The sequence below is a fragment of the Thioclava sediminum genome (genome assembly GCF_002020355.1).
GTDB lineage: Bacteria > Pseudomonadota > Alphaproteobacteria > Rhodobacterales > Rhodobacteraceae > Thioclava > Thioclava sediminum.
In genome coordinates, this window is the sequence record NZ_MPZV01000001.1 from 775,645 (window position 1) to 797,005 (window position 21,361).

General features: G+C 65.0%; 24 protein-coding genes and 1 riboswitch. Of the genes, 16 read left to right on the top strand and 8 right to left on the bottom strand.

What is annotated here, in order from left to right:
- The first annotated feature begins 30 nt into the window (after nt 1-30).
- The 3 genes from hisB to BMI91_RS03295 are packed head-to-tail and all read left to right on the top strand — an operon-like array spanning nt 31 to nt 1,921.
- Nucleotides 31-618, top strand: a complete 588-nt coding sequence (hisB, locus tag BMI91_RS03285) for an imidazoleglycerol-phosphate dehydratase HisB (RefSeq protein WP_078603942.1) — start codon at nt 31-33, stop codon at nt 616-618.
- Nucleotides 618-1,256 (top strand): imidazole glycerol phosphate synthase subunit HisH, encoded by a 639-nt coding sequence (hisH, locus tag BMI91_RS03290; RefSeq protein ID WP_078599463.1) that lies wholly within the window; start codon nt 618-620, stop codon nt 1,254-1,256. The genes hisB and hisH overlap by 1 nt, the downstream gene beginning before the upstream one ends.
- Complete coding sequence (locus BMI91_RS03295; protein ID WP_078603943.1) at nt 1,256-1,921, top strand: Dph6-related ATP pyrophosphatase; 666 nt, start codon at nt 1,256-1,258, stop codon at nt 1,919-1,921. The genes hisH and BMI91_RS03295 overlap by 1 nt, the downstream gene beginning before the upstream one ends.
- 52 nt (nt 1,922-1,973) lie before the next feature.
- Here BMI91_RS03295 and BMI91_RS03300 read toward each other — a convergent pair whose 3' ends face one another.
- Nucleotides 1,974-2,360 carry a DUF2147 domain-containing protein gene (locus BMI91_RS03300; RefSeq protein ID WP_078603944.1) on the bottom strand — a complete coding sequence of 129 codons (387 nt, stop codon included), beginning with the start codon at nt 2,358-2,360 and terminating at the stop codon, nt 1,974-1,976.
- 145 nt (nt 2,361-2,505) lie between these two features.
- On the opposite strand from BMI91_RS03300, the gene hisA reads away from it, so the two are divergent.
- Together hisA and BMI91_RS03310 are read left to right on the top strand one after the other, a co-directional pair.
- Entirely contained in the window at nt 2,506-3,225 is a 720-nt protein-coding gene (gene hisA / locus BMI91_RS03305) for a 1-(5-phosphoribosyl)-5-[(5-phosphoribosylamino)methylideneamino]imidazole-4-carboxamide isomerase (protein ID WP_078603945.1), read from the top strand.
- Between the two features lie 102 nt (nt 3,226-3,327).
- The gene (locus tag BMI91_RS03310) at nt 3,328-3,798 is read left to right on the top strand and encodes a hypothetical protein (RefSeq protein WP_078603946.1); all 471 of its coding nucleotides are present in this window, start codon (nt 3,328-3,330) and stop codon (nt 3,796-3,798) included.
- Between the two features lie 60 nt (nt 3,799-3,858).
- On the opposite strand, the gene BMI91_RS03315 is transcribed toward BMI91_RS03310, so the two are convergent.
- Nucleotides 3,859-4,446: a TetR/AcrR family transcriptional regulator gene (locus BMI91_RS03315; protein ID WP_078539730.1), complete on the bottom strand. Its 588-nt coding sequence runs from the start codon at nt 4,444-4,446 to the stop codon at nt 3,859-3,861.
- A gap of 114 nt (nt 4,447-4,560) precedes the next feature.
- Here BMI91_RS03315 and BMI91_RS03320 point away from each other — a divergent pair, with 114 nt between their 5' ends.
- From BMI91_RS03320 to glpX, 3 genes are all read left to right on the top strand, one after another.
- Entirely contained in the window at nt 4,561-4,764 is a 204-nt protein-coding gene (locus tag BMI91_RS03320; protein ID WP_078539731.1) for a hypothetical protein, read from the top strand.
- A gap of 100 nt (nt 4,765-4,864) precedes the next feature.
- Entirely contained in the window at nt 4,865-6,166 is a 1,302-nt protein-coding gene (locus tag BMI91_RS03325; protein WP_078603947.1) for a homoserine dehydrogenase, read from the top strand.
- Between the two features lie 275 nt (nt 6,167-6,441).
- A complete protein-coding gene (gene glpX / locus BMI91_RS03330; RefSeq protein ID WP_075776136.1) occupies nt 6,442-7,407 on the top strand; it encodes a class II fructose-bisphosphatase in 966 nt (321 codons plus the stop codon).
- 82 nt (nt 7,408-7,489) lie between these two features.
- Here glpX and gcvP read toward each other — a convergent pair whose 3' ends face one another.
- The 4 genes from gcvP to gltX form a co-directional block, all read right to left on the bottom strand.
- Nucleotides 7,490-10,330 carry an aminomethyl-transferring glycine dehydrogenase gene (gene gcvP, locus BMI91_RS03335; protein WP_078603948.1) on the bottom strand — a complete coding sequence of 947 codons (2,841 nt, stop codon included), beginning with the start codon at nt 10,328-10,330 and terminating at the stop codon, nt 7,490-7,492.
- Nucleotides 10,331-10,335: 5 nt separating this feature from the next.
- Nucleotides 10,336-10,695, bottom strand: coding sequence for a glycine cleavage system protein GcvH (gene gcvH, locus BMI91_RS03340; protein ID WP_078546225.1), 360 nt, complete (start codon nt 10,693-10,695; stop codon nt 10,336-10,338).
- A 22-nt stretch (nt 10,696-10,717) separates the two neighbouring features.
- On the bottom strand, nt 10,718-11,821 hold the full coding sequence (gene gcvT / locus BMI91_RS03345; RefSeq protein ID WP_078604454.1) for a glycine cleavage system aminomethyltransferase GcvT: 1,104 nt from the start codon (nt 11,819-11,821) through the stop codon (nt 10,718-10,720).
- Between the two features lie 156 nt (nt 11,822-11,977).
- Nucleotides 11,978-12,068, bottom strand: a riboswitch (glycine riboswitch).
- A gap of 166 nt (nt 12,069-12,234) precedes the next feature.
- Nucleotides 12,235-13,563 carry a glutamate--tRNA ligase gene (gene gltX, locus BMI91_RS03350; protein WP_078603949.1) on the bottom strand — a complete coding sequence of 443 codons (1,329 nt, stop codon included), beginning with the start codon at nt 13,561-13,563 and terminating at the stop codon, nt 12,235-12,237.
- A 97-nt stretch (nt 13,564-13,660) separates the two neighbouring features.
- Between gltX and BMI91_RS03355 the strand changes: the two genes are divergently transcribed.
- Together BMI91_RS03355 and BMI91_RS03360 are read left to right on the top strand one after the other, a co-directional pair.
- Complete coding sequence (locus tag BMI91_RS03355) at nt 13,661-14,077, top strand: metallopeptidase family protein (protein WP_078604455.1); 417 nt, start codon at nt 13,661-13,663, stop codon at nt 14,075-14,077.
- Nucleotides 14,078-14,174: 97 nt separating this feature from the next.
- The gene (locus BMI91_RS03360; protein WP_078603950.1) at nt 14,175-15,107 is read left to right on the top strand and encodes an MBL fold metallo-hydrolase; all 933 of its coding nucleotides are present in this window, start codon (nt 14,175-14,177) and stop codon (nt 15,105-15,107) included.
- A gap of 133 nt (nt 15,108-15,240) precedes the next feature.
- Here BMI91_RS03360 and BMI91_RS03365 read toward each other — a convergent pair whose 3' ends face one another.
- Nucleotides 15,241-16,239 carry a DUF6976 family protein gene (locus tag BMI91_RS03365; protein ID WP_078603951.1) on the bottom strand — a complete coding sequence of 333 codons (999 nt, stop codon included), beginning with the start codon at nt 16,237-16,239 and terminating at the stop codon, nt 15,241-15,243.
- A gap of 19 nt (nt 16,240-16,258) precedes the next feature.
- Nucleotides 16,259-16,468: a hypothetical protein gene (locus BMI91_RS03370; protein ID WP_078599473.1), complete on the bottom strand. Its 210-nt coding sequence runs from the start codon at nt 16,466-16,468 to the stop codon at nt 16,259-16,261.
- 116 nt (nt 16,469-16,584) lie between these two features.
- Between BMI91_RS03370 and BMI91_RS03375 the strand changes: the two genes are divergently transcribed.
- The 6 genes from BMI91_RS03375 (at nt 16,585) to BMI91_RS03400 (ending at nt 21,352) form a co-directional block, all read left to right on the top strand.
- Nucleotides 16,585-17,532, top strand: a complete 948-nt coding sequence (locus BMI91_RS03375; RefSeq protein ID WP_078603952.1) for a 1-phosphofructokinase family hexose kinase — start codon at nt 16,585-16,587, stop codon at nt 17,530-17,532.
- A gap of 62 nt (nt 17,533-17,594) precedes the next feature.
- Nucleotides 17,595-18,356: an imidazole glycerol phosphate synthase subunit HisF gene (gene hisF / locus BMI91_RS03380; protein ID WP_078603953.1), complete on the top strand. Its 762-nt coding sequence runs from the start codon at nt 17,595-17,597 to the stop codon at nt 18,354-18,356.
- The gene (locus tag BMI91_RS03385) at nt 18,353-18,664 is read left to right on the top strand and encodes a phosphoribosyl-ATP diphosphatase (protein WP_078546211.1); all 312 of its coding nucleotides are present in this window, start codon (nt 18,353-18,355) and stop codon (nt 18,662-18,664) included. The genes hisF and BMI91_RS03385 overlap by 4 nt, the downstream gene beginning before the upstream one ends.
- A 182-nt stretch (nt 18,665-18,846) precedes the next feature.
- The gene (locus BMI91_RS03390) at nt 18,847-19,878 is read left to right on the top strand and encodes an NADP-dependent oxidoreductase (protein WP_078603954.1); all 1,032 of its coding nucleotides are present in this window, start codon (nt 18,847-18,849) and stop codon (nt 19,876-19,878) included.
- Nucleotides 19,879-19,950: 72 nt separating this feature from the next.
- The gene (locus tag BMI91_RS03395; RefSeq protein WP_078599477.1) at nt 19,951-20,394 is read left to right on the top strand and encodes a tellurite resistance TerB family protein; all 444 of its coding nucleotides are present in this window, start codon (nt 19,951-19,953) and stop codon (nt 20,392-20,394) included.
- A 163-nt stretch (nt 20,395-20,557) separates the two neighbouring features.
- Nucleotides 20,558-21,352: an ABC transporter ATP-binding protein gene (locus BMI91_RS03400; protein ID WP_078519679.1), complete on the top strand. Its 795-nt coding sequence runs from the start codon at nt 20,558-20,560 to the stop codon at nt 21,350-21,352.
- Nucleotides 21,353-21,361 lie beyond the last annotated feature (9 nt).

Below are 21,361 nucleotides of genomic sequence, written 5' to 3' on the forward strand. Positions count from 1 at the left end.
ATAAGGCGGTGAGTTTCAAGGAGGCGCCCCATGCGCAAAGCCACGATCAACCGCAAGACCGCCGAGACCGAGATCAGCGTCGAGATCGATCTCGACGGGACCGGTCAATTCGATAACAAGACGGGCGTGGGCTTCTTCGACCACATGCTCGATCAGCTCGCGCGGCATTCGCTGATCGACATGACGGTGCGGGCGAAGGGCGATCTGCATATCGACGATCACCACACGGTCGAAGATACCGGGATCGCACTGGGTCAGGCGCTGGTGCAGGCGCTTGGCGACAAGCGGGGCATCCGCCGTTACGGCCATTTCGCACTGGCGATGGACGACACGCAGGTGCAATGCGCGCTGGATCTCTCTGCGCGCCCCTTCTTCGTGTGGAATTGCGACATGCCCTCCCCGAAGATCGGCACGTTCGACACCGAACTGGTGCGCGAGTTCTTCCAGGCGCTCTCGACCCATGGCGGGATCACGCTGCATATCGACCGCGTGCATGGCTTCAACAGCCACCACATCGCCGAGGCCGCATTCAAATCGGTCGCCCGGGCCCTGCGCATGGCGGTCGAGCCCGACCCGCGCATGGACGGCGTGCTGCCTTCGACCAAAGGGGCGCTTTGATGCTCACGGCACTGGTCGATTACGATTCGGGCAACCTGCACTCGGCCGAGAAGGCGTTTCAGCGCATGGCGAATGAGACGGGTCACGGCACGATCGTCGTGACTTCCGAGCCCGACGTCGTCGCGCGCGCCGACCGGATCGTGCTGCCGGGCGACGGGGCGTTTCCGTCCTGCAGCGCGGCGCTCTATCGCTTCGAGGGGCTGGCGCAGGCGATCGAAGAGGCGGTGACCGTTAAGGGCCGCCCCTTCCTCGGGATCTGCATCGGGATGCAGATGCTGGCGACGCGCGGGCTCGAGTTCCGCGAGACCGAGGGCTTCGGCTGGATCCCCGGAGAAGTGGTGAAGATCGAGCCTTCCGATCCGTCGATGAAGGTCCCGCATATGGGCTGGAACGATCTGGTGATCGACAACGATCACGCCGTGCTCGACGGGATTTCGACCGGCGATCACGCCTATTTCGTGCATAGCTACCACTTCAAGGTGGCCGAGCCGCAGCACCGTCTGGCCTATGCCGAATATGGCACCGAGATCACCGCGATCGTGGGCCGCGACAATATCGTCGGCACCCAGTTCCACCCCGAGAAATCTCAGGCCACCGGTCTGCGACTGATCGCGAATTTCCTCGGCTGGAAACCCTGATGGCGCCCAAGGCGGTTCTCTCATGGTCCTCGGGCAAGGATTGCGCAATGGCGCTGCATGCTTGCCGCACGGAAGGTCACGCGGATGTCGTGGCGCTGCTGTCCACGACCAACGAGGCTTTCGACCGGGTGGCGATGCATGGGACGCGCAATGAGCTGCTGCGCCGTCAGGCGAAGGCCGCTGGCCTGCCGCTGATCGAGGTGCCGCTGCCCTGGCCCTGCTCGAACGAGGATTACGAGGCGCGGATGGCCTCTGCAATGGATCAGGTGAAGGCGCTTGGCGTCGAGACGATGGTCTTCGGCGATCTCTTCCTCGAAGACGTGCGCGATTACCGGATCGAGAAGCTGAAACCGCTCGGCGTCGAGGCGATCTTCCCGCTTTGGCAGCGCCCCACGGATCGGCTGGCGCGCGAGATGATCGCGGCGGGGTTCGTCACGCATCTGGTGACGGTGGACCCGAGCAAACTCGATCCCAGCTTCGCGGGGCGGCGGTTCGATGAAAGCCTGCTGGCCGATCTGCCCGAAGGCGTCGATCCCTGCGGCGAGAATGGCGAGTTTCACACCGCCGTCAGCGCGGGCCCGATCTTCGACGCGCCGATCCCGGTGCGGGTGGGCGAGACGGTGATGCGCGACGGGTTCGCCCATGCCGATCTGATCCCGGAGTAAGTCCGGCGAGAAATCCCGGCCCACCGCGTCATCGCAGGGGCCGGGAAAAGCATCACTTCACGCGCTGCCAGTCCTGCGACTTGCAGAACAGGCCGCCAGCCACACAACCGGCCAACGCCATCGCGTTGCCGTTCACGGTGACCTTGCCGAGGTAGATCTTGTTGTTGGACGGACGCCAGACCTTGCCCTGGTATTTGTTGTCGCCCTTCGGCTCCATCCCGATCACGAGCTGCTTGCCGAGGTTTTCCGACTTGTACTCGCTGCCGCCCTTGAAGGTCCGCACGATGGTACCGCAGAACTTCGACCCGCAGGGCGCGATGTCCACATAGGCATAGGCGCCGTCATCGGGCTGCGTCTTCCAGGTGCCCTCGATCGGGTCGGCCAGTGCCGCGCCTGCGCCCAGTGCCAGGGTCGCTGCGGCGATCATCAAAGTCTTCATGGCAAATCTCCTCCCTTTTGCCTGCTGGCCACATCAGGCCATGCAAGAGCGATTCCCGGCAAGACTGACGTGACGTCCGCGTCAGGCTTGGAAAATCCGCGAACCCGTGGCAAGAGGCATCGCGACAGTTCAGGAGTGCCCACAGATGATCCTCTACCCCGCAATCGACCTCAAGGATGGCCAATGCGTGCGTCTGCTGCATGGCGAGATGGACAAGGCCACGGTCTTCGGCGACGACCCGGCGGCGCAGGCGGCCAAGTTCGAGGCGGCGGGCTGCGAATGGGTGCATCTGGTGGACCTCAATGGTGCCTTCGCGGGGGAGCCGGTGAACGCCGCCGCCGTCGAGGCGATCCTTGCGCGGATCAAGGTGCCCGCACAGCTCGGCGGCGGCATCCGCGACATGGCGACGATCGAGCGGTGGCTGGACAAGGGTCTGGCGCGGGTGATCCTCGGCACCGTCGCGGTCGAGAACCCCGATCTTGTGCGCGAGGCGGCGAAGGCCTTCCCCGGTCAGGTGGCCGTCGGGATCGACGCGCGTAACGGCAAAGTGGCGACCAAGGGCTGGGCGGAAGAGACCGATGTGATGGTCACCGATCTGGCGAAGTCCTTCGAGGACGCGGGCGTCGCCGCGATCATCTACACCGATATCATGCGCGATGGCGCAATGGGCGGGCCCAATATCGCCGCGACCGAGGCACTCGCCCGCGCGGTCGAAATCCCGGTCATCGCGAGCGGTGGCGTGTCGTCCTTGCCCGACCTGATTGCCCTGCGCGACACGGGCGTGATCGCGGGCGCGATCTCGGGGCGCGCGATCTATGACGGGGCGCTCGATCTGACCGAGGCACTGGCCGCGCTGCGCGCCTGACACAGCGCTGAGGAAATCCACCGCAAGTGACACAAATCATTGCGCCATGTGAATTTCCGCGTGAGGGTTAACCCAGCGTTAACACCAAGTGTGGAGGGTGCCATGAAACGCATGATGACGATTGCCGCGGTGACCGCTTGCCTCGCAAGCGCGGCCATGGCGAATGATACCAAAGGCTTTGTGGGTCTGAACTGGACCTTCGGCCCGGGCGCGAGCGGCCTTGAAGGGGTGTTCGGCGCGATGAATTACGACCTCGATCCGAATGGCGACATCAACGGGGCGAAGCTGTCACTCCATCTCGGCATGGGTCCGGGGCCGGTGCAGGGCAAGATCAAGCTGACGGGAGTCGCCGGTCAGGACAATGCCATGGCGGAGCTGGGCATGGGCTATGGCAGCCGCGGCTGGTTCGGCACGGGCGGGCTGATGGGCGAGCATTGGAACGTCGGCGGCGATCTCTTCTTCCAGGGCGGCTGGGAAGGCTTCGGCGGCATTCACAGCCTGCAATTCGATCGGCCGAAAGCGCCCACAGCACCGGTTCTGGAGCCGCCGCCGCAGGAGGCTCAGCCCGGCTAAGTCGTGTTAAGCAATTCATCACAGAGGTACAGGGCGGCTTCGGTCGCCCTTTTCCTTAGCTCAGGCACCCACCGATTTGCGCACCATATCCCAGTAGATATCGGCCACGGTGGCGCGGCTCAGACGACCACCTTCGCGGAACCATGTATTCACCCCGGTCAGCATCGCGATGATCGCCATCGTCGCAAGCTTGGTATCCGGGATCAGGAACACGCCCTCGTCCTGCCCTGCCTTCAGGATCGCTTCCAGCTCGGTCTCGTAGGTCTTGCGCAGCCCCTCGATCACCGCGAAATTCTCCGGGCTCAGGTTGCGCAGCTCCATATAGCTGAGGAACACCGCCTCCGCCCGCTCGAGGTTGAAGCGGATGTGGAAGCGCACGAAACGCTCCAGCCGCGCATGGGCGTCGCCCCCGCCGGGCTCGGCGTGCCACGCGGCGATCAACTCGTCCATGTGGGTCTTGAGAAGATCGAACAGCAGCGCCTCTTTGTCGGGCGTATAGAGGTAGAGCGCGCCCGCCTGGACCCCCACCGCGCCTGCGATCTGGCGCATCGAGACAGCGGCAAACCCGTGCCGCGCAAAGAGCCTTTGCGCCTCGGCGCGGATCTTCGGGCCGGTAATCTCGGAATGGGAGCCAGTCTTGCGTGCCATGATACCGACGCTAACTGAACGGGCGTTCATTATCAAACCCGATTTGCGGCGCAATCGGCACTGGCAATGGGGCCGCGCGCGCAATAGTTTGCCCCTGTCCCGAGAGGAGAAACCATGCGCGCCCCTGCCCTGATCGCCCTGTTTGCCTTGCTGGCCTCGCTCGCCGCCTGTTCGAAACAGTCGATGGAGGGCTATCCGACGCTGCTGCCGATGGACGAGATCCTGACCGATCAGCCCCTCACCCCCGATCCGGCCCCCGAGCTGGAGGCCCGCGCCGATGCGTTGCGCTCCCGCGCAGACGCGATGCGCAGCCAATAAAATCACGCCATAGAGCGGTTGAAGCCGCACGCCGCGTTGCCCTGCCTGCGCTTTCCCGCTAACAGGGCGCAAACCACCAAGTTTCGCTCATGAGGTCCCTATGTCCGCCGTCTCAGATACCGCACCCTTGCGCCTTGGCATCGCGGGTCTCGGCACCGTGGGCATCGGTGTGGTGAAGATCGTGCAACGCCATGCCGATCTGCTGGCAGCCCGCGCGGGCCGTCCGGTCGAAATCACCGCCATCACCGCCCGCGACCGCACGAAGAACCGCGATGCGGACCTGTCGAGCTATGCATGGGAAGACGATGCGGTGACGCTCGCCAAGCGCGACGACATCGACGTCTTCGTCGAACTGATGGGCGGCCATGAAGGCCCCGCGAAGGACGCGACCGAAGCCGCGCTGAAAGCAGGCAAGGACGTGGTGACCGCGAACAAGGCGCTGCTCGCACATCACGGTCAGGCGCTCGCGGAACTCGCCGAAAGCCTCGGCCGCACGATCCGCTACGAGGCCGCCGTCGCAGGCGGCATCCCGGTCATCAAGACGCTGACCGAAGGGCTTGCCGGCAACGGCATCCGCCGCGTGATGGGCGTGATGAATGGCACCTGCAACTACATCCTGACGCGGATGGAAGATGCGGGCCTGCCCTATGACACGGTCTTCGAGGAGGCACGCGCGCTTGGCTATCTCGAGGCAGATCCGAACCTCGACGTGGGCGGGATCGACGCGGGCCACAAGCTCGCCATCCTCGCCGCCATCGCTTTCGGCACGCAGGTTGCTTTCGACGACGTGACGCTGGAAGGGATCGGGCGCATCTCGATCGACGATATCCGCCGCGCGGGCGATATGGGCTACAAGATCAAGCTTCTGGGCGTCGCGCAGATGACCGGCCGCGGGCTCGAGCAGCGGATGACGCCGTGCCTGGTGCCCGCCACCTCACCGCTGGGTCAGCTGACCGGCGGCACCAACATGACCGTTCTGGAAGGCGACTCGGTCGGCCAGATCGTGCTGCGCGGCGCGGGTGCGGGCGAAGGCCCGACCGCGAGCGCCGTGATGGGCGACGTGATGGACCTCGCACGCGGGTTGCGGCTTCCGGTCTTCGGCCAGCCCGCCGATAAGCTCGAGGCCCCCACCCCCGCCGTCACCGCGATCCCGGCGCCCTATTACCTGCGCCTGCAACTGTCGGACAAACCCGGCGCGCTGGCGAAGGTCGCGACCGTTCTGGGCGAGGCGGGCGTCTCGATCAGCCGGATGCGCCAATACGGCCATGCCGACACCTCGGCCCCGGTGCTGATCGTCACTCACAAGACGACGCGCGACGCAGTCGACGCCGCGATCGACGCCCTGCCCGCGACCCGCGTGGTCGAGGGCGAGCCGATCGCGATCCGCATCGAAGAGGTCTGATAGGGCCGCAAGTCTCGGCCCTTTCCCGCCGGACGCCGTCAACCCGACCGCGAGGTTCCGCCGGGCGGCCTGACGACGCGCGCCCGGCCCACTCACACCGGTTATTCGGTCGCCTATTTTCGCGACCGCAGGCTGCCCAAACCCCGCATTGCGTGCCATTTTTCACCGCAATAGTGGCTGGCCCCTCCTGTTAGCGTTCACGGGGTTGCCCTTCGCGCCCCCACAGGCTTTACCTATGCCCGGCCCACAACGCCCAGGCAGACAGGAAGACCCAAATGACCCCTCCGATTGATTTCAACGACCGCATGCTTTCGCTGGGCCTCGCCCGCGTGTCGGAAGCGGCTGCTCATGCCTCCGCCGACCTGATCGGTCGCGGCGACGAGAAGGCTGCCGACCAGGCGGCGGTGAACGCGATGCGCGATCAGCTCAACAAGCTGGAAATCCGCGGCACCGTGGTCATCGGGGAAGGCGAGCGCGACGAGGCGCCGATGCTCTATATCGGCGAGGAAGTCGGTCAGGGCGTCGGCCCGGAAGTGGATATCGCGCTCGACCCGCTGGAAGGCACCACGCTGACCGCGAAGGACATGCCCAACGCGCTGACCGTGATCGCGATGGCGCCGCGCGGCACGATGCTGCACGCGCCCGACGTCTACATGGACAAGCTGGCCATCGGCCCGGGCTACGAGAAAGACGTGGTCTCGCTCGACATGACCCCGACCGAGCGCGTTCAGGCGCTGGCCAAGGCCCAGGGCGTCGAGACCAAGGACATCGCGGTCTGCATCCTCGACCGTCCGCGCCATGAGGACATGATCGCCGAGGTCCGCGAGACCGGTGCGAAGATCCGCCTGATCACCGATGGCGACGTGGCGGGCGTCATTCACTGTGCCGAGCCCGATTTCACCGGCATCGACATGTATATGGGCTCGGGCGGCGCGCCTGAGGGCGTGCTGGCGGCCTCGGCGCTGAAATGCATGGGCGGCCAGATGTGGGGCAAACTGCTGTTCCGCAACGACGACGAGCGTGGCCGTGCGAAGAAGGCGGGCATCACCGATCTCGACAAGGTCTATGCGCGCGACGACATGGTGCGCTCGGACGTGATCTTCGCCGCGACCGGTGTGACCGACGGCTCGATCGTGAAGGGCGTGAAGCGCGAGCCGACCTATATCGAATCCGAGACGATGCTGATGCGCTCGAAAACCGGCTCGCTGCGCCGCGTGATCTACCGCAACCCGGTGAAGTAACCGGCGCGTCTGGATATTTTTATCGAGAAGAAGAGAAAGGCCGGAGCGCGATGCTCCGGCCTTTCTTGATTCTGGCTGGCGGTTACTCTGCCGCGTCGGCGTAGCTCTCGACCGGCGGACAGGTGCAAATCAGGTTGCGGTCGCCGAAGACGTTGTCGACCCGGCCGACGGGCGGCCAGTATTTGTCGACGCGGAAGGCGCCTGCCGGGAAACAGCCCTGCTCGCGGGTATATTTCCGGTCCCAATCGGCCACGAGGTCTTCGACCGTATGCGGCGCATGGCGCAGCGGACTGTCCTCGGGGGTGATCTCGCCCGCCTCGATCTCGCGGATCTCGTCGCGGATCGACAGCATCGCGGTGATGAAGCGGTCGATCTCGGCCTTGGTCTCGGATTCCGTGGGCTCCACCATCAGCGTGCCGGCGACCGGCCAGCTCATCGTGGGCGCGTGGAAGCCGTTATCCATCAGACGCTTGGCGATGTCGTCCACCGTCACGCCCACCTCCGCGAAGGGCCGCGTGTCGATGATGCATTCATGCGCGACACGTCCGCGGTTGCCCATGAAGAGGATCGGGTAGCCCTCTTTCAGCTTCGCGGCGATGTAGTTGGCAGCGAGGATCGCGACGCGGGTCGCCTGCGTCAGGCCCGGCCCGCCCATCATCAGGATATAGGCCCAGGAAATCAGCAGGATCGAGGCCGAGCCATAGGGCGCGGCACTCACCGGCCCCTCGTCTCCGCCCGTCTCCGGGTGCCCCGGAAGGAAGGGCGCGAGGTGCGACTTCACCCCGATCGGCCCCATGCCGGGACCACCGCCGCCATGCGGGATCGCGAAGGTCTTGTGCAGGTTGAGGTGGCTCACATCCGAGCCGATCTCGCCCGGCTTCACCAGCCCCACCAGCGCGTTGAGGTTGGCGCCATCGAGATAGACCTGACCGCCATATTCGTGGGTGATGTCGCAGATGCGCTTCACCGTCTCCTCGAACACGCCATGGGTCGAGGGATAGGTGATCATGCAGGCAGCGAGCTTGTCGCCCGCCTCCGCCGCCTTCGCCTCGAAATCCTCCAGATCCACGTCGCCATTGGGCGCGGAATTCACCACGACGACCTTCATCCCCGCCATATGCGCCGAGGCCGGGTTCGTGCCATGCGCCGACATCGGGATCAGGCAGACATCGCGCTGATCGTCGCCATTGGCGCGGTGATAAGCGGCGATTGTCAGAAGCCCCGCATATTCCCCCTGCGCGCCCGAATTGGGCTGCATCGAGAAGGCGTCATAACCGGTGATCTCGCAAAGCTTCGCGGTCAGATCGTCGATCATCTCCGCATAGCCCTGCGCCTGATCGAGCGGCACGAACGGGTGCAGCGAGCCGAATTCCGGCCAGGTCAGCGGCATCATTTCGGCGGCTGCGTTGAGCTTCATCGTGCAGGACCCGAGCGGGATCATCGCGCGATCCAGCGCGAGGTCACGATCCGAGAGACGACGCATGTAGCGCATCATCTCGGATTCGGCGCGGTTCATGTGGAAAACCGGATGGGTGAGGTAATCGCTCTCGCGCAGCAGCGCATCCGGCACCGCCGGTTGCGTGGCCTTGGGCGCCGCTTCGGTGATCCCGAAGGCGTCGAGAACCTTGGCCACCACGCCCGGATCGCTGGTCTCGTCGAGCGAAATCCCGACCCGGTCGCGGCCCACCTTGCGCAGGTTGATCCCGCGATGACGGGCGGCGGCGAGGATGCCCTGCTGGCCCACGCCCACCTCAACGGTGATCGTATCGTAGAAATTCGCGGGCTCCACCAAGGCGCCTGCCGCTTTCAACGCATCGGCCAGCTGCACGGTCAGAAGGTGCACGCGTTCCGAGATCGCACGCAGCCCGACGGGGCCGTGGAAGACCGCGTAGAAGCTCGCCATCACAGCGAGAAGCGCCTGTGCGGTACAGACATTCGACGTCGCCTTCTCGCGGCGGATATGCTGCTCGCGGGTCTGCAGACTCAGGCGATAGGCGCGGTTGCCGTGGCTGTCGATGGAGACACCGACGATCCGGCCGGGCATCGCGCGCTTCATCTTGTCGGTGGAGGACATGAAGGCCGCATGCGGGCCGCCATAGCCCATCGGCACGCCAAATCGCTGCGCGGAGCCCACGGCGATATCAGCGCCCATCGCGCCCGGCTCTTTGAGCAGGCACAGCGCCAGAAGATCGGTCGCGACCACGGCCACGGCTTTCGCGGCATGGAGCGCCTCGCATTCGGCGGTGAAGTCGCGGACATGGCCATAGGTGCCCGGATATTGGAAGATCGCGCCGAAGACCTTATCGGCCTCAAGCGTCTCGGGCGCGCCCACGATCACCTCGATCCCGAGCGGCTCGGCGCGGGTCTGGATCACGCCGATGGTCTGCGGGTGGCAGTTCTCGTCGACGAAGAAGGCACTGGCCTTCGATTTCGACACGCGCTGCGCCATCGCCATGGCTTCCGCCGCCGCCGTCGCCTCGTCCAGAAGCGACGCATTGGCGACCGGCAGCCCGGTCAGGTCCGACACCATCGTCTGGAAGTTCAGAAGCGCCTCGAGGCGGCCCTGCGCGATCTCGGGCTGATACGGCGTATAGGCCGTGTACCAGGCCGGGTTCTCGAGGATATTGCGCTGGATCGCGGGCGGCGTGACAGTGCCGTAATAGCCCTGCCCGATCAGGCTGGTCATCACGCGGTTCTTCTTCGCGACGCCTTCCATCTTCTGCAGGAGGCCATACTCGGTCAGCGGCGCCCAGCCCAGCGGCTCGGCCTGACGGATGCTTTTCGGCACCGTCTCGGCGATCAGCGCGTCGAGGTCCGGCGCCCCCACGGCTTTGAGCATCTCCTCCATCTCGGCCGGTGAGGGCCCGATATGGCGGCGATTGGCGAAATCGTAACTGTCGTAAGTCGTGGGGGTGAAGGTCATGGATATTACCCGATGAAGTCTTTGTAAGCGGCCTCGTCCATGAAGCCGTCGAGCGCGGAGGCGTCGGTGAGTTTCATCTTGAAGAACCACGCCTTGCCCAGCGGGTCTTCGTTCACGAGGCCCGGATTGTCGGCCAGATCCTCGTTGATCTCGACGATCTCGCCACCCAGCGGCGCGAGGATGTCGGAGGCAGCCTTGACCGACTCGATCACGCAGATCTCGTCGCCCTTCTCGACCGTGTCGCCGACATCGGGCAGCTCGACGAAGACGACATCGCCCAATTGCTCGGAAGCGTGCTCGGTGATGCCGACGATCACAACGTCGCCTTCAGTTTTGAGCCATTCGTGGTCTTCGGTGAATTTCATGTAACGTCTCCCGATTGGTTGTTCAGCGTTTGTAGGTGGCAGGGCGGAAGGGCATCGAAACGACCTTGGCGGGCAGACGCTTGCCGCGCACCTCGCCATAGACGGTGGTGCCTTCGAGCGTTTCGGCCGGCAAATAAGCCATCGCCATCGGTGCCTCGATCGAGGGACCGAAACCGCCCGAGGTCACGCGTCCGATCGGATCGCCCCCCTCGGCCTCGGCGAAAATCTCGACGCCTTCGCGCATCGGTGCGCGGCCCTCGGGGCGCAGGCCGAGGCGCAGGCGGCTCGGTCCGTTTTCCAATTCGCTCAGGATGCGATCCGCGCCGGGGAAGCCGCCTTCGCGCTCCCCACCCTTGCGGCGCACCTTCTGGATTGCCCAGGCGATGTTGCCCTCGACCGGGGTCGTGGTGGTGTCGATATCGTGGCCGTAGAGGCAAAGCCCCGCTTCGAGCCGCAGGCTGTCGCGCGCGCCCAGACCGATCGGCTCCACCGCCCCATCGGCAAGCAGCTTGCGGGCAAATTCCACCGCGCGGTCTGCGGGCACGGAAATCTCGTAGCCATCCTCGCCGGTATAGCCCGAGCGCGAAATCCAAAGCTCCGCCCCGTTCCAGTGATAGACGCCCACATCCATGAAGCGCATCTTGGCCGTGCCGGGCACCAGAGCCTCAAGCACGCCCTCCGCGGCGGGCCCTTGCAGCGCCAAGAGCGCGCGGTCGGTGAGTTCCTCGACCGATTCCAGATGCGCCCGCATATGGGCGATGTCGTCTTCCTTGCAGGCCGCGTTCACCACGACGAAGAGATGATCGCCACGGTTCGCCACCATCAGGTCATCGAGAATGCCGCCATTCTCATCTGTGAACATCGCATAGCGCTGGCGGCCCTCTTTCAGGCCCATCAGGCTGACTGGCACCAGCGCCTCGAACGCCTCGGCCGCGCCTTCGCCCGGCACGATCACCTGCCCCATGTGGCTGACATCGAACAGCCCCGCCTTGGCGCGGGTGTGCAGGTGTTCCTTCATCACGCCCAGCGGGTATTGCACGGGCATCTCGTAGCCCGCGAAAGGCACCATCTTGGCGCCCAGCTCCACATGCAGATCGTATAGCGGTGTGCGTTTCAACTCGCTCATCGCGGCCTCCCCTTCAGCCGGATGATCCGGCATCGATTCATGAGCCTTCCGGCTCGCCCGATGCCCCCTCTGTCCGTGCCTGCCATGCAGACGCCTGAGATCGTTATCCCTTCGGCGGATGCCGCGCTTGCGCACAGCATCACTCTCCAGAGTCCTTCGTCGGGCACGGTCCTTTTGCCTGAGAGTTTACCGGGGCGGTTGCTCCTTCGGCACCGAGGTTTCCCCCGGATTCTCCCGTATCCGACTTCTCCCGATTACCTGAGGCCCCGCGCGACTGACAAGCCCCAATCGCCAAAACCGCCGCTTTACCGCCGAAAACGACCTCACGAGGTCGCGAATTGCACAAACAAAAAGCGCGAGGGTTTCACCCCTCGCGCCTTTGGAATTGGTTGTGCAGGCCTGCGGCGGAGCCATCAGCCGCGCGCCGGAACCTTGTGCAGAAGCGGCATCAGCTCGCCCATATCGGGCCCGTGCGCCATGCCGGTGACGGCTTTGCGCAGCGGCATGAACAGCCCCTTGCCCTTGCGCCCGGTCGCTTCCTTCACCTCCGCGGTCCAGTCCTTCCACGTGGTGTCGGAATAGGGCGGCGCGGGCAGCATCGTCATGGCCTGCGCGATGAAGTCGCGATCTTCCTCGTCGATCGAAGGCTCCGCGCCGTTCAGACACAGCTCGGCCCAGCCCTTCAGATCGTCAAGCTTGTCGATATTCTGCGAGGCGACCTTCCAGAACCGCTCGCGCTGATCCTCGGGGATGCCGAGTTCGGCAATGCGATCCGCCACGGCCGAGTACGGCAGATGTTGGTTGCGCGCGCGGGTCAGCGGGATCAGGTCCGCCGGGTCGAATTTCGTGGGCGCCGAGCCGAAGTGGTTCAGCTCGAACCCGTCGGCCAGTTCATCGATCGACATCTTCAGCTCGATCGGCTGGCTCGAACCAAGACGCGCCATCATCGACAGCAGCGCCTCGGGGGCGATGCCTTCGGCACGCAGATCGCGGATCGAAAGCGCGCCAAGGCGCTTCGACAGTTCCTCGCCCTGCGGGCCGGTCAGCAGTGAATGGTGCGCGAAGCTGGGCACTTTGCCGCCGATCGCCTCGATGATCTGGATCTGCGTCGCGGTGTTGGTGACGTGATCGCCGCCGCGCACAATATGGGTGATGCCCATATCCGCGTCGTCGACCGGTGAGGCGAAGGTATAAAGCACCTGGCCCGAGGCCTTGATCAGCACCGGATCGGACACGGAGGCCGCGTCGATCGACAGATCGCCGAGGATGCCGTCTTTCCACTCGATCCGTTCGAGTTCCAGCTTAAAGCGCCAGTAACCTTCCTTACCTTCCGCGCGCATCGCGTCTTTTTCGGCATCCGACAGATGCATGGACGCGCGGTCATAGACCGGCGGCTTGCCCATGTTCAGCTGCTTCTTGCGCTTGAGGTCCAGCTCGGTGGGGCTCTCGAAACATTCATAAAGCTTACCGTCAGCCTTCAGCTGCTCGGCCACCTCGGCATAGCGGTCCAGACGCAGCGACTGGCGCTCTTCGCGGTCCCATTCGATGCCGAGCCATTCAAGGTCCTGCTTCAGCGCGTCGATATATTCCTGCTTCGAGCGCTCCTGATCGGTATCGTCGAGGCGCAGGATGAATTGACCGCCGGTCTTGCGGGCGATCAGGTAGTTCATCAGCGCGGTGCGCAGGTTGCCGACATGGATATAGCCGGTGGGCGACGGGGCGAAACGGGTAACGGTGGTCATCTGGGCAAACTCCTGTTGGCGCCTGCTCTTTCACAAGGCGGCCCGTTTGTCCATATGAGGGGCCATGCGGCGCGTGCAGAGCGGCTTGGAGGGGACGATGAGCGAAGGTTACGACTGGACGGAGGTCACGGCGCCGGGCATCGAGGAAATCGAGGCTCTGGCCGAGGCCGCACGCGCGGCGCTTCCGCCGGAATTCGCCCGCGCCGCGCAAGGTGTCGCGATCCGGGTGGAAGACTTCGCCACCGAGGCGATGCTCGCCGAGCTGGGCATCGAGAACCCTTTCGAGCTGACCGGGCTTTATGACGGGATCCCGCTGACCGAGAAATCTGTGATGGACCCCGGCGGCCACACGGATGTGATCTGGCTCTTCCGCCGCCCGATCCTCGACGAGTGGATTTCGCGTGGCAACGAGCCCCTCGGAACCCTCGTCACCCATATTTTCGTGCATGAATTGGCGCATCATCTGGGGTGGTCGGATGGGGATATTTCCTCAATCGATCGCTGGTGGGAGTGAACCGAAGCGGCTCACGCAACGTTCACGACTCTGTGGAAGCGGCGCGATGCGCTAGACTTCGACCTGCGAAGACCAACCATCGAGAGGGAGAGACCCGATGACCAGGACCTTCATGACCCGCCGTGCAGCACTGAAAACCGCCGCTTTCCTGCCCGCCGCCCCCGCGCTTCTGACCGGGACCGGCGCCGCCGCGCAAAGCTCGAACGAAGCCCCGCCCGCGATCCCGCGTTATCGCCGAATGCAGATGAACGACCTGACGATCACCACGCTGCTCGCCGGATCGCGCGAGCTGGAAAACCCGCAGACGATCTTCGGCATGAATGCCAGCCCCGAGGACTTCGCGGCCGTCTCGGAAGCCGCCTATATCCCCGCCGACAAGTCGTTGAATTTCTTCACGCCCACGCTGATCGAGACCGGTTCGGAAAAGATCCTCTTCGACACCGGCCTGTCGCCCGAAGGGATTACTTCGGCGCTTGCCGCAGCGGGGCATTCGCCCGAGGACATCACCCATGTCGTGATCACCCATATGCATGGCGACCATATCGGCGGGCTGATGGGCGATGGCGGCGAGACCTTCGCCAATGCCGCCTATATCACCGGCCAGAAAGAATTCGACCATTGGTCGAATGCGGGCAACGACACGTTCGAAGCCAAGGTCCGTCCGTTGGCCGAGAAGATGAGCTATCTCAAGGGCGGCGATTCGGTCGTCTCCGGCATCTCGGCGGTCGAGGCGTTCGGCCACACGCCGGGCCATATGGCCTTCATGGTGGAGTCGGGCGGCAAGGGGCTGATGCTCGCCGCCGATACGTCGAACCACTATGTCTGGTCGCTTCAGCGTCCCGATTGGGAAGTGAAATACGACATGGACAAGGAGATGGCCGCGAAGACCCGCAAGGAGCTTCTGGGCCGTGTCGCCGCCGACAAGCTGGCCTTCATCGGCTATCACATGCCCTTCCCCGGCGTCGGCCATCTCGAGGCGCTCGACACCGGCTTCCACTTCCATCCGATCACCTATCAACTCAACGTTTGATCCGTGATGCGTGCGGGCCAAGCCTGCGCCGAGATATTTCAGGCGCGCGCCCGATCGGCGCGCGCTTTTCTTATATCAGCTCGCTCTGAGAGGGGCGCGCCTGTCAGGGCCGCGACTGGCTGCGCCCCACCCGTCAGGCGGCGGCATCGCCCTCATGCAACTCCATGCGCACAAGGGTCTGGTTGAGCAGGATATAGGCGATCTCGCCGAAAGTGACGGGGCCGGTGAAGCCGCCGGTCCGCTGCCCTTCCAGCTCGCCGTAGAGATAGTTCAGAATACAGTTGCACGAATATTCGTTGGCACCTTTGCCCCCCGCGCCGTCGGCGAAGGCCTGCGCGTAAGAGCCCAGCGCCTGCGCCAGACGGTACTCGACCCCTTCGACGACAGGGGCGTAGAATTTCACCTTGCCGGCCTCGGCATCGACCTCCTGGATCGAGACATTAACGAGCGTGCCTGCGTAATTTGCGACCAGCGGCAGGCGCGTGTCGATCTCGTGCTCGGTAATGTAGCGGGCGAGATTGACCTCCTGCCCCTCGACCGTCGCCACCTCGGCTTCGAACCCCGCCTTCGGGAAGGTGAAGGTCAGCGCCTCGGCCTCGCCTTGGGCGAAGATATTGAGGATGTCGAGATCGGCCGCGACACCATCGGGCAGCGCGACATGCAGCAGCACCGCCCCTTCGTCATGCGCCAAGCCCGTCGCGCCGTCGAACACCTTCGGCGCGCGTTTGCCCAGCTCGTCGAGATGTACGCCGGTGATCCAGCCCGCCAGCGGCTGATCGAAGAGACCGGGATAGCCCTGCCCCTCCACCGCGAAGTCGGAATGCGCCACCGAGAAGGCGGGGATCATGATCATAGTGAAGCCATTCTCGGCATAGCCTTCGGAAATCTTCGGCAGATCGCCCACCTCGAGCCAACGTGGCACCGCGCCCGTCGCCCGCTCGAACCGGGTGCAGAACAGCTTGTCGCGCACCACCGCCCCGCCCTCTTCGGTGACGAAATAGACGGTGGTGCCGCCGATCCATGTCCCGCGCGGGAGCTGCGCCAGAAGCGCCTCGTCCCCCGCCACGACCATGACGTCACCCGCCTCGATCCGCGCGGCGGCCTCGGCCACGCTTAGCATTTCATTTTTCATCCCGGATCCCCTCTCGAGCCTAGAACGCCGCGACATCGCCGGCGGCAAAAGCATTTTTCGTCACGAACTCACGCAGCTCCGCGATCTTCTCGCCAAGCGAGGCCGGGCGCGCGGCCACCTCGCGACGCAAGCGCGCAATCAAGATCTTCGTTGCCAGCGACGCCGCACTCAAATCGCTCTGACTCGTTAAAACCCGCTTCCATCGCGGATCATCGGCACCCGGGACCATCCTCACACTCCTTTGAAACAGCACGGGAGAGGTCATAGCGCACCATCCCTTAACACTGCGTTGACAGGCGCGAGCTTCGCGCCGCAAAGTCGGGCTCTGGGCCAAAAGGAGACGCGATGACCTCGATCCTCACGATCACGCTCAACCCGACGGTCGATCTGTCGATCGAGACCCCCGAGGTCGCTCCCGAGCGCAAGCTGCGCTGCACGCGGCCGCTCACGGATCCGGGCGGCGGCGGCCTTAATGTCAGCCGCGCGATCGCCGCTCTGGGGGGCAATTCCACGGCTTTCGTGGCCCTTGGCGGGACCACTGGCGACCGGGTGATGCGGCTTCTGGCCGAGGCCGGGATCGCCGTCTTCCCCTTCCCCGCGCCGGGCGAGACGCGGATGAGCCTGACCGCCACGGATCAAAGCACGGGCGCACAATATCGCTTCGTGATGCCGGGGCCGGACTGGGGCGCACGCGATGTCGCGAAAGCGCTCAGCCGGATCGCGCGGGCCGCGCCCGAAGGTGGGATCGTGGTGCTGTCGGGCTCGCAACCGCCCGGCGTGCCCGAGGATTTCCCGGCGCGTCTGGCGACGAAGATGGCGCGGACCAAGGCGCGGCTTTTCCTCGACACCTCCGGCGAAGCGCTGCACCAACTGATGGAAAGCGAGGCGAAACCCGCCGATGTGCTGCGGATGGACGAGCTGGAGGCCGAGGGGCTGGCGGGTCGCAAACTTCCCGAACGCCGGGATAGCGCCGATTTCGCCCAAGACCTCGTGCGGCGCGGGCTGGCCCATGCGGTGATCGTGGCACGCGGCGCGGACGGCAATGTGCTGGCCACCAAGGATGCGCGTTGGTTCGCTGTGGCGCCGAAGGTCGACGTGGTGTCGAAAGTGGGCGCGGGCGACAGCTTCGTGGGGGCCTTCACGCTGGCGCTTTCCCGCGGCAAGTCCTTCCGCGAGGCGTTGCAGCAAGGCGCCGCGGGCGCGGCGGCGGCCGTGACCACGCCTGCGACCGATCTCTGCTCGGCCGCGATGGTGCGCCGCCTCCTGCCGCATTGCCCGGTCGAGCCGGTCTGAGCACTCTGCCCCTTTGCCTCGCGGCACCTGCGCGTTATGAAAGCGCCAAAGGAGCGCCGCCCATGCTGAAGACCCGCATCATTCCCTGTCTCGACGTCGCCGACGGCCGCGTCGTGAAAGGCGTCAATTTCGTGAACCTGATCGACGCGGGCGACCCGGTCGAAGCCGCCAAGGCCTATGACGCGGCGGGCGCCGACGAGCTGTGTTTCCTCGACATCCACGCGACGCATGAGAACCGTGGCACGATGTTCGATCTGGTGACCCGCACCGCCGAGCAGTGTTTCATGCCGCTCACCGTGGGCGGCGGTGTGCGCACGCATGAGGACGTGCGCGCGCTGCTGCTGGCCGGGGCCGACAAGGTCTCGTTCAACTCCGCCGCCGTGGCCGATCCGAACGTCATTACCGAGGCCGCCGACCGTTTCGGCAGCCAGTGCATCGTCTGCGCGATCGACGCCAAGACCGTGGAGCCGGGCCGCTGGGAGATCTTCACCCATGGCGGGCGCAAGCCCACCGGGATCGACGCGGTGGAATTCGCGCGCACCGTGACTGCGAAGGGCGCGGGGGAAATCCTGCTGACCTCAATGGATCGCGACGGCACCCGCGCGGGCTTCAATCTGGAGCTGACGAAGGCGATCTCGGACGCGGTCGACGTGCCGGTGATTGCCTCCGGCGGCGTCGGCAATCTCGATCATCTGGTGGAAGGCGTGACCAAGGGCGGGGCTTCGGCCGTTCTCGCCGCCTCGATCTTCCACTTCGGCGAATACACGATCCGCGAGGCCAAGGAATACATGGCCGCCGCGGGCATTCCGATGAGGCTGCAATGAGCATTCTGGACCAACTCGCCGCGACCATCGAGAGCCGTAAAGGCGCCGATCCCGACACGTCGTGGACCGCGAAGCTGCTGGCCAAGGGCCCGGAGAAATGCGCCGAGAAATTCGGCGAGGAAGCGGTGGAAGCGATCATCGCCGCGGCCAAGAACGACCGCGAAAATCTGACTTATGAGGCGGCGGATGTGCTCTATCACCTCTTGGTGATGCTGGCGGCGCGCGACGTGAAGCTGGACGATGTGCTCGCCGAACTGGAGCGCCGCGAAGGAACCTCCGGCATCGCCGAGAAAGCGGCCCGCAGTTAAGGGGCGCTGCCCCTCTGCCTTGCGGCATTCACCCCGGGATATTTCTCAAGAGCGAAGGCGCGGTCCGTGCCTGTCTTCGCTCATGCCGAAATATCCCGGGGGTGAGGGCTGCGCCCGAGGGGGCTGGCCCCCTTTCCCCGCGCGAACCGCGTGCTAGCTGGCCTCTCAAACAGGAGGCTTTCATGGCACAGACGACCGACACCAACCGCAAGATCATCCTCGCCGAACGCCCGAAAGGCGCGCCGGACGAAAATACGCTGAAGCTCGAGACAGAGGCCGTGCCGCAACCCGGCAAAGGCGAGATGCTGCTGCGCACCGTCTGGTTGTCGCTCGACCCCTATATGCGCGGGCGGATGTCGGATGCGAAATCCTACGCAACCCCGGTCGAGATCGGCGGCGTGATGACCGGTCAGGTCGTGGCCGAGGTCATGGAGAGCGATGTCGCGGGCTTCTCGAAGGGCGATTATGTGCTCTCGCCCTCGGGCTGGCAGGACTTCTTCGTCTCGGATGGCACGCAAGTGCTCAATCTCGGGCCGGAGCCGGAGAACCCGAGTTGGGCCTTGGGTATTCTGGGGATGCCGGGCTACACGGCCTATGCGGGCCTGCTGAAGATCGGCGAGCCGAAACCGGGCGAGACGGTGGTGGTTGCGGCCGCCTCCGGGCCGGTCGGCGCGACGGTCGGCCAGATCGCCAAGATCAAGGGCTGCCGCGTCGTCGGCGTCGCGGGCGGGGCCGAGAAATGCGCCCATGTCACCGACACGCTGGGGTTTGACGCCTGCATCGACCACCGCGCCGAGGATTTCGACGAGCAACTGGCCGCAGCCTGCCCCGACGGGATCGACGTCTATTTCGAGAATGTCGGCGGCAAGGTGCTCTACGGCGTACTGCCACTGCTCAACCCCTTCGCGCGGATGCCGGTCTGCGGCATGGTCGCGTGGTATAACCTGCAAGGCCTGCCCGAGGGGCCCGATCACGGCCCGCAGATCCTCTCGACGATCCTGCGCATGAAGGTGAAGGTGCAGGGCTTCATCATCTTCGACAGCTTCCCGATCGAGCTCTATCAGGAATTCTCCGAAGCGATGACCGGCTGGCTGAAAGAGGGCAAGGTTCAGTACAAGGAGCAGGTGGTGGAAGGCCTCGAAGCCGCGCCGCAGGGGCTCTACGACCTGCTGGAGGGCCGCAATTTCGGCAAGATGGTCGTGAAAGTCGGCTAAAAGCGAGACAGGCGCGCAGGGCTTTCGCATCCGTGACTTGCCCTGCGCCGCGCATCGCTTATCTCTATGCCTATGTTTGGACGCCTCTTCGATATGCTCAACGATCCCGCCCCCGATCCGATGGAGGGGGCCGATCGCGAATTGGCGCTTGGCGCACTTCTGGTGCGGCTCGCGCGGTCGGATGAAAACTATACCGAAGAGGAGAAAACCCGGATCGACCGGGTTCTCGCTCAGCGCAACGGGCTCTCGGGCTTCGAAGCGACCGAGATGCGCAAGCGCGCCGAAGAGGTCGAGGCGGGCGCGCCCGACACGGTCCGCTTCACACGCGCGCTGAAGGACAAGGTCGCCTATGAGGACCGCACCGGCGTGATCGAGGCGCTGTGGGACGTGGCGCTGGCCGATGGCGTGCGCGATGCCCATGAGGATGCGTTGATACGCCTCGCGGCGAAGCTTCTGGGCGTCAACGATGTCGATTCGGCGGTGGCGCGGCAACGCGTCGAAGCGCGCCGCACCTGAATTCGACGGGCAAGGCAGCGCGGGGCGTGACCGCTCCGCGCCTGTTTTTTCCTCAGATGCTCGTGATTTCGGCCCCTTCCCCATCGTCAACCGGGCAGACGCAGTTGCATTCACCGGTCAAATCGCGCCAGATTGCGCGGATGGACAAAGAGAAGCTGCCTGCGTGACCCGAAACGAGCCTGCGCCCAAAGACGCGCCCGTCATCGAAATCCGTGACCTTTACAAGAGCTACGGCTCGCTCGAGGTGCTCAAGGGCGTCTCGATCACCGCGCCGCGCGGCCATGTGGTGTCGTTGATCGGCTCCTCCGGCTCGGGCAAATCGACCCTCTTGCGGTGCTGCAACCTGCTTGAAGACAGCCAGAAGGGCGATGTGATCTTCGAAGGCGAGTCTGTGCATTGGCGTGGCGAGGGGCTCAATCGTCGCCCTGCCGACCGCGCGCAGGTCACCCGGTTCCGCACCAACCTGTCGATGGTGTTCCAGCAGTTCAATCTCTGGGCGCACATGACGATCCTGCAGAACGTGATGGAAGCGCCGGTGACGGTGCTGGGCCGCGACAAGGCAGAGGTCGAACCGCTGGCGCGCCAGTTGCTCGACAAGGTCGGCATCGGCGACAAATGCGACGCCTGGCCCGCGCAGCTCTCGGGCGGCCAGCAGCAGCGCGCGGCGATCGCGCGGGCGCTGTGCATGGAGCCCAAGGCGCTTCTCTTCGACGAGCCCACCTCGGCGCTCGACCCGGAATTGCAGCAAGAGGTGGTGAAGGTCATCAAGGACCTCGCCGCCGAACACCGCACCATGATCCTCGTCACCCATGACATGCGACTGGCGCGTGACGTCTCCGACCACGTCGTCTTCCTGCATCAGGGCAAGATCGAGGAAGAGGGCCCGCCAGAGGCTCTGTTCGGCGCGCCGAAATCGACGCGCCTGCAACAATTCCTGTCGGCCACCGCGCCGGCGTGAACCAACCCA

Bases quoted from the DNA above. Each gene is read 5' to 3' on its own strand.
- hisB (WP_078603942.1), top strand. From the start codon at position 31: ATGCGCAAAGCCACGATCAACCGCAAGACCGCCGAGACCGAGATCAGC.
- hisH (WP_078599463.1), top strand. From the start codon at position 618: ATGCTCACGGCACTGGTCGATTACGATTCGGGCAACCTGCACTCGGCC.
- BMI91_RS03295 (WP_078603943.1), top strand. From the start codon at position 1,256: ATGGCGCCCAAGGCGGTTCTCTCATGGTCCTCGGGCAAGGATTGCGCA.
- BMI91_RS03300 (WP_078603944.1), bottom strand. From the start codon at position 2,360: ATGAAGACTTTGATGATCGCCGCAGCGACCCTGGCACTGGGCGCAGGC.
- hisA (WP_078603945.1), top strand. From the start codon at position 2,506: ATGATCCTCTACCCCGCAATCGACCTCAAGGATGGCCAATGCGTGCGT.
- BMI91_RS03310 (WP_078603946.1), top strand. From the start codon at position 3,328: ATGAAACGCATGATGACGATTGCCGCGGTGACCGCTTGCCTCGCAAGC.
- BMI91_RS03315 (WP_078539730.1), bottom strand. From the start codon at position 4,446: ATGGCACGCAAGACTGGCTCCCATTCCGAGATTACCGGCCCGAAGATC.
- BMI91_RS03320 (WP_078539731.1), top strand. From the start codon at position 4,561: ATGCGCGCCCCTGCCCTGATCGCCCTGTTTGCCTTGCTGGCCTCGCTC.
- BMI91_RS03325 (WP_078603947.1), top strand. From the start codon at position 4,865: ATGTCCGCCGTCTCAGATACCGCACCCTTGCGCCTTGGCATCGCGGGT.
- glpX (WP_075776136.1), top strand. From the start codon at position 6,442: ATGACCCCTCCGATTGATTTCAACGACCGCATGCTTTCGCTGGGCCTC.
- gcvP (WP_078603948.1), bottom strand. From the start codon at position 10,330: ATGACCTTCACCCCCACGACTTACGACAGTTACGATTTCGCCAATCGC.
- gcvH (WP_078546225.1), bottom strand. From the start codon at position 10,695: ATGAAATTCACCGAAGACCACGAATGGCTCAAAACTGAAGGCGACGTT.
- gcvT (WP_078604454.1), bottom strand. From the start codon at position 11,821: ATGAGCGAGTTGAAACGCACACCGCTATACGATCTGCATGTGGAGCTG.
- gltX (WP_078603949.1), bottom strand. From the start codon at position 13,563: ATGACCACCGTTACCCGTTTCGCCCCGTCGCCCACCGGCTATATCCAT.
- BMI91_RS03355 (WP_078604455.1), top strand. From the start codon at position 13,661: ATGAGCGAAGGTTACGACTGGACGGAGGTCACGGCGCCGGGCATCGAG.
- BMI91_RS03360 (WP_078603950.1), top strand. From the start codon at position 14,175: ATGACCAGGACCTTCATGACCCGCCGTGCAGCACTGAAAACCGCCGCT.
- BMI91_RS03365 (WP_078603951.1), bottom strand. From the start codon at position 16,239: ATGAAAAATGAAATGCTAAGCGTGGCCGAGGCCGCCGCGCGGATCGAG.
- BMI91_RS03370 (WP_078599473.1), bottom strand. From the start codon at position 16,468: ATGGTCCCGGGTGCCGATGATCCGCGATGGAAGCGGGTTTTAACGAGT.
- BMI91_RS03375 (WP_078603952.1), top strand. From the start codon at position 16,585: ATGACCTCGATCCTCACGATCACGCTCAACCCGACGGTCGATCTGTCG.
- hisF (WP_078603953.1), top strand. From the start codon at position 17,595: ATGCTGAAGACCCGCATCATTCCCTGTCTCGACGTCGCCGACGGCCGC.
- BMI91_RS03385 (WP_078546211.1), top strand. From the start codon at position 18,353: ATGAGCATTCTGGACCAACTCGCCGCGACCATCGAGAGCCGTAAAGGC.
- BMI91_RS03390 (WP_078603954.1), top strand. From the start codon at position 18,847: ATGGCACAGACGACCGACACCAACCGCAAGATCATCCTCGCCGAACGC.
- BMI91_RS03395 (WP_078599477.1), top strand. From the start codon at position 19,951: ATGTTTGGACGCCTCTTCGATATGCTCAACGATCCCGCCCCCGATCCG.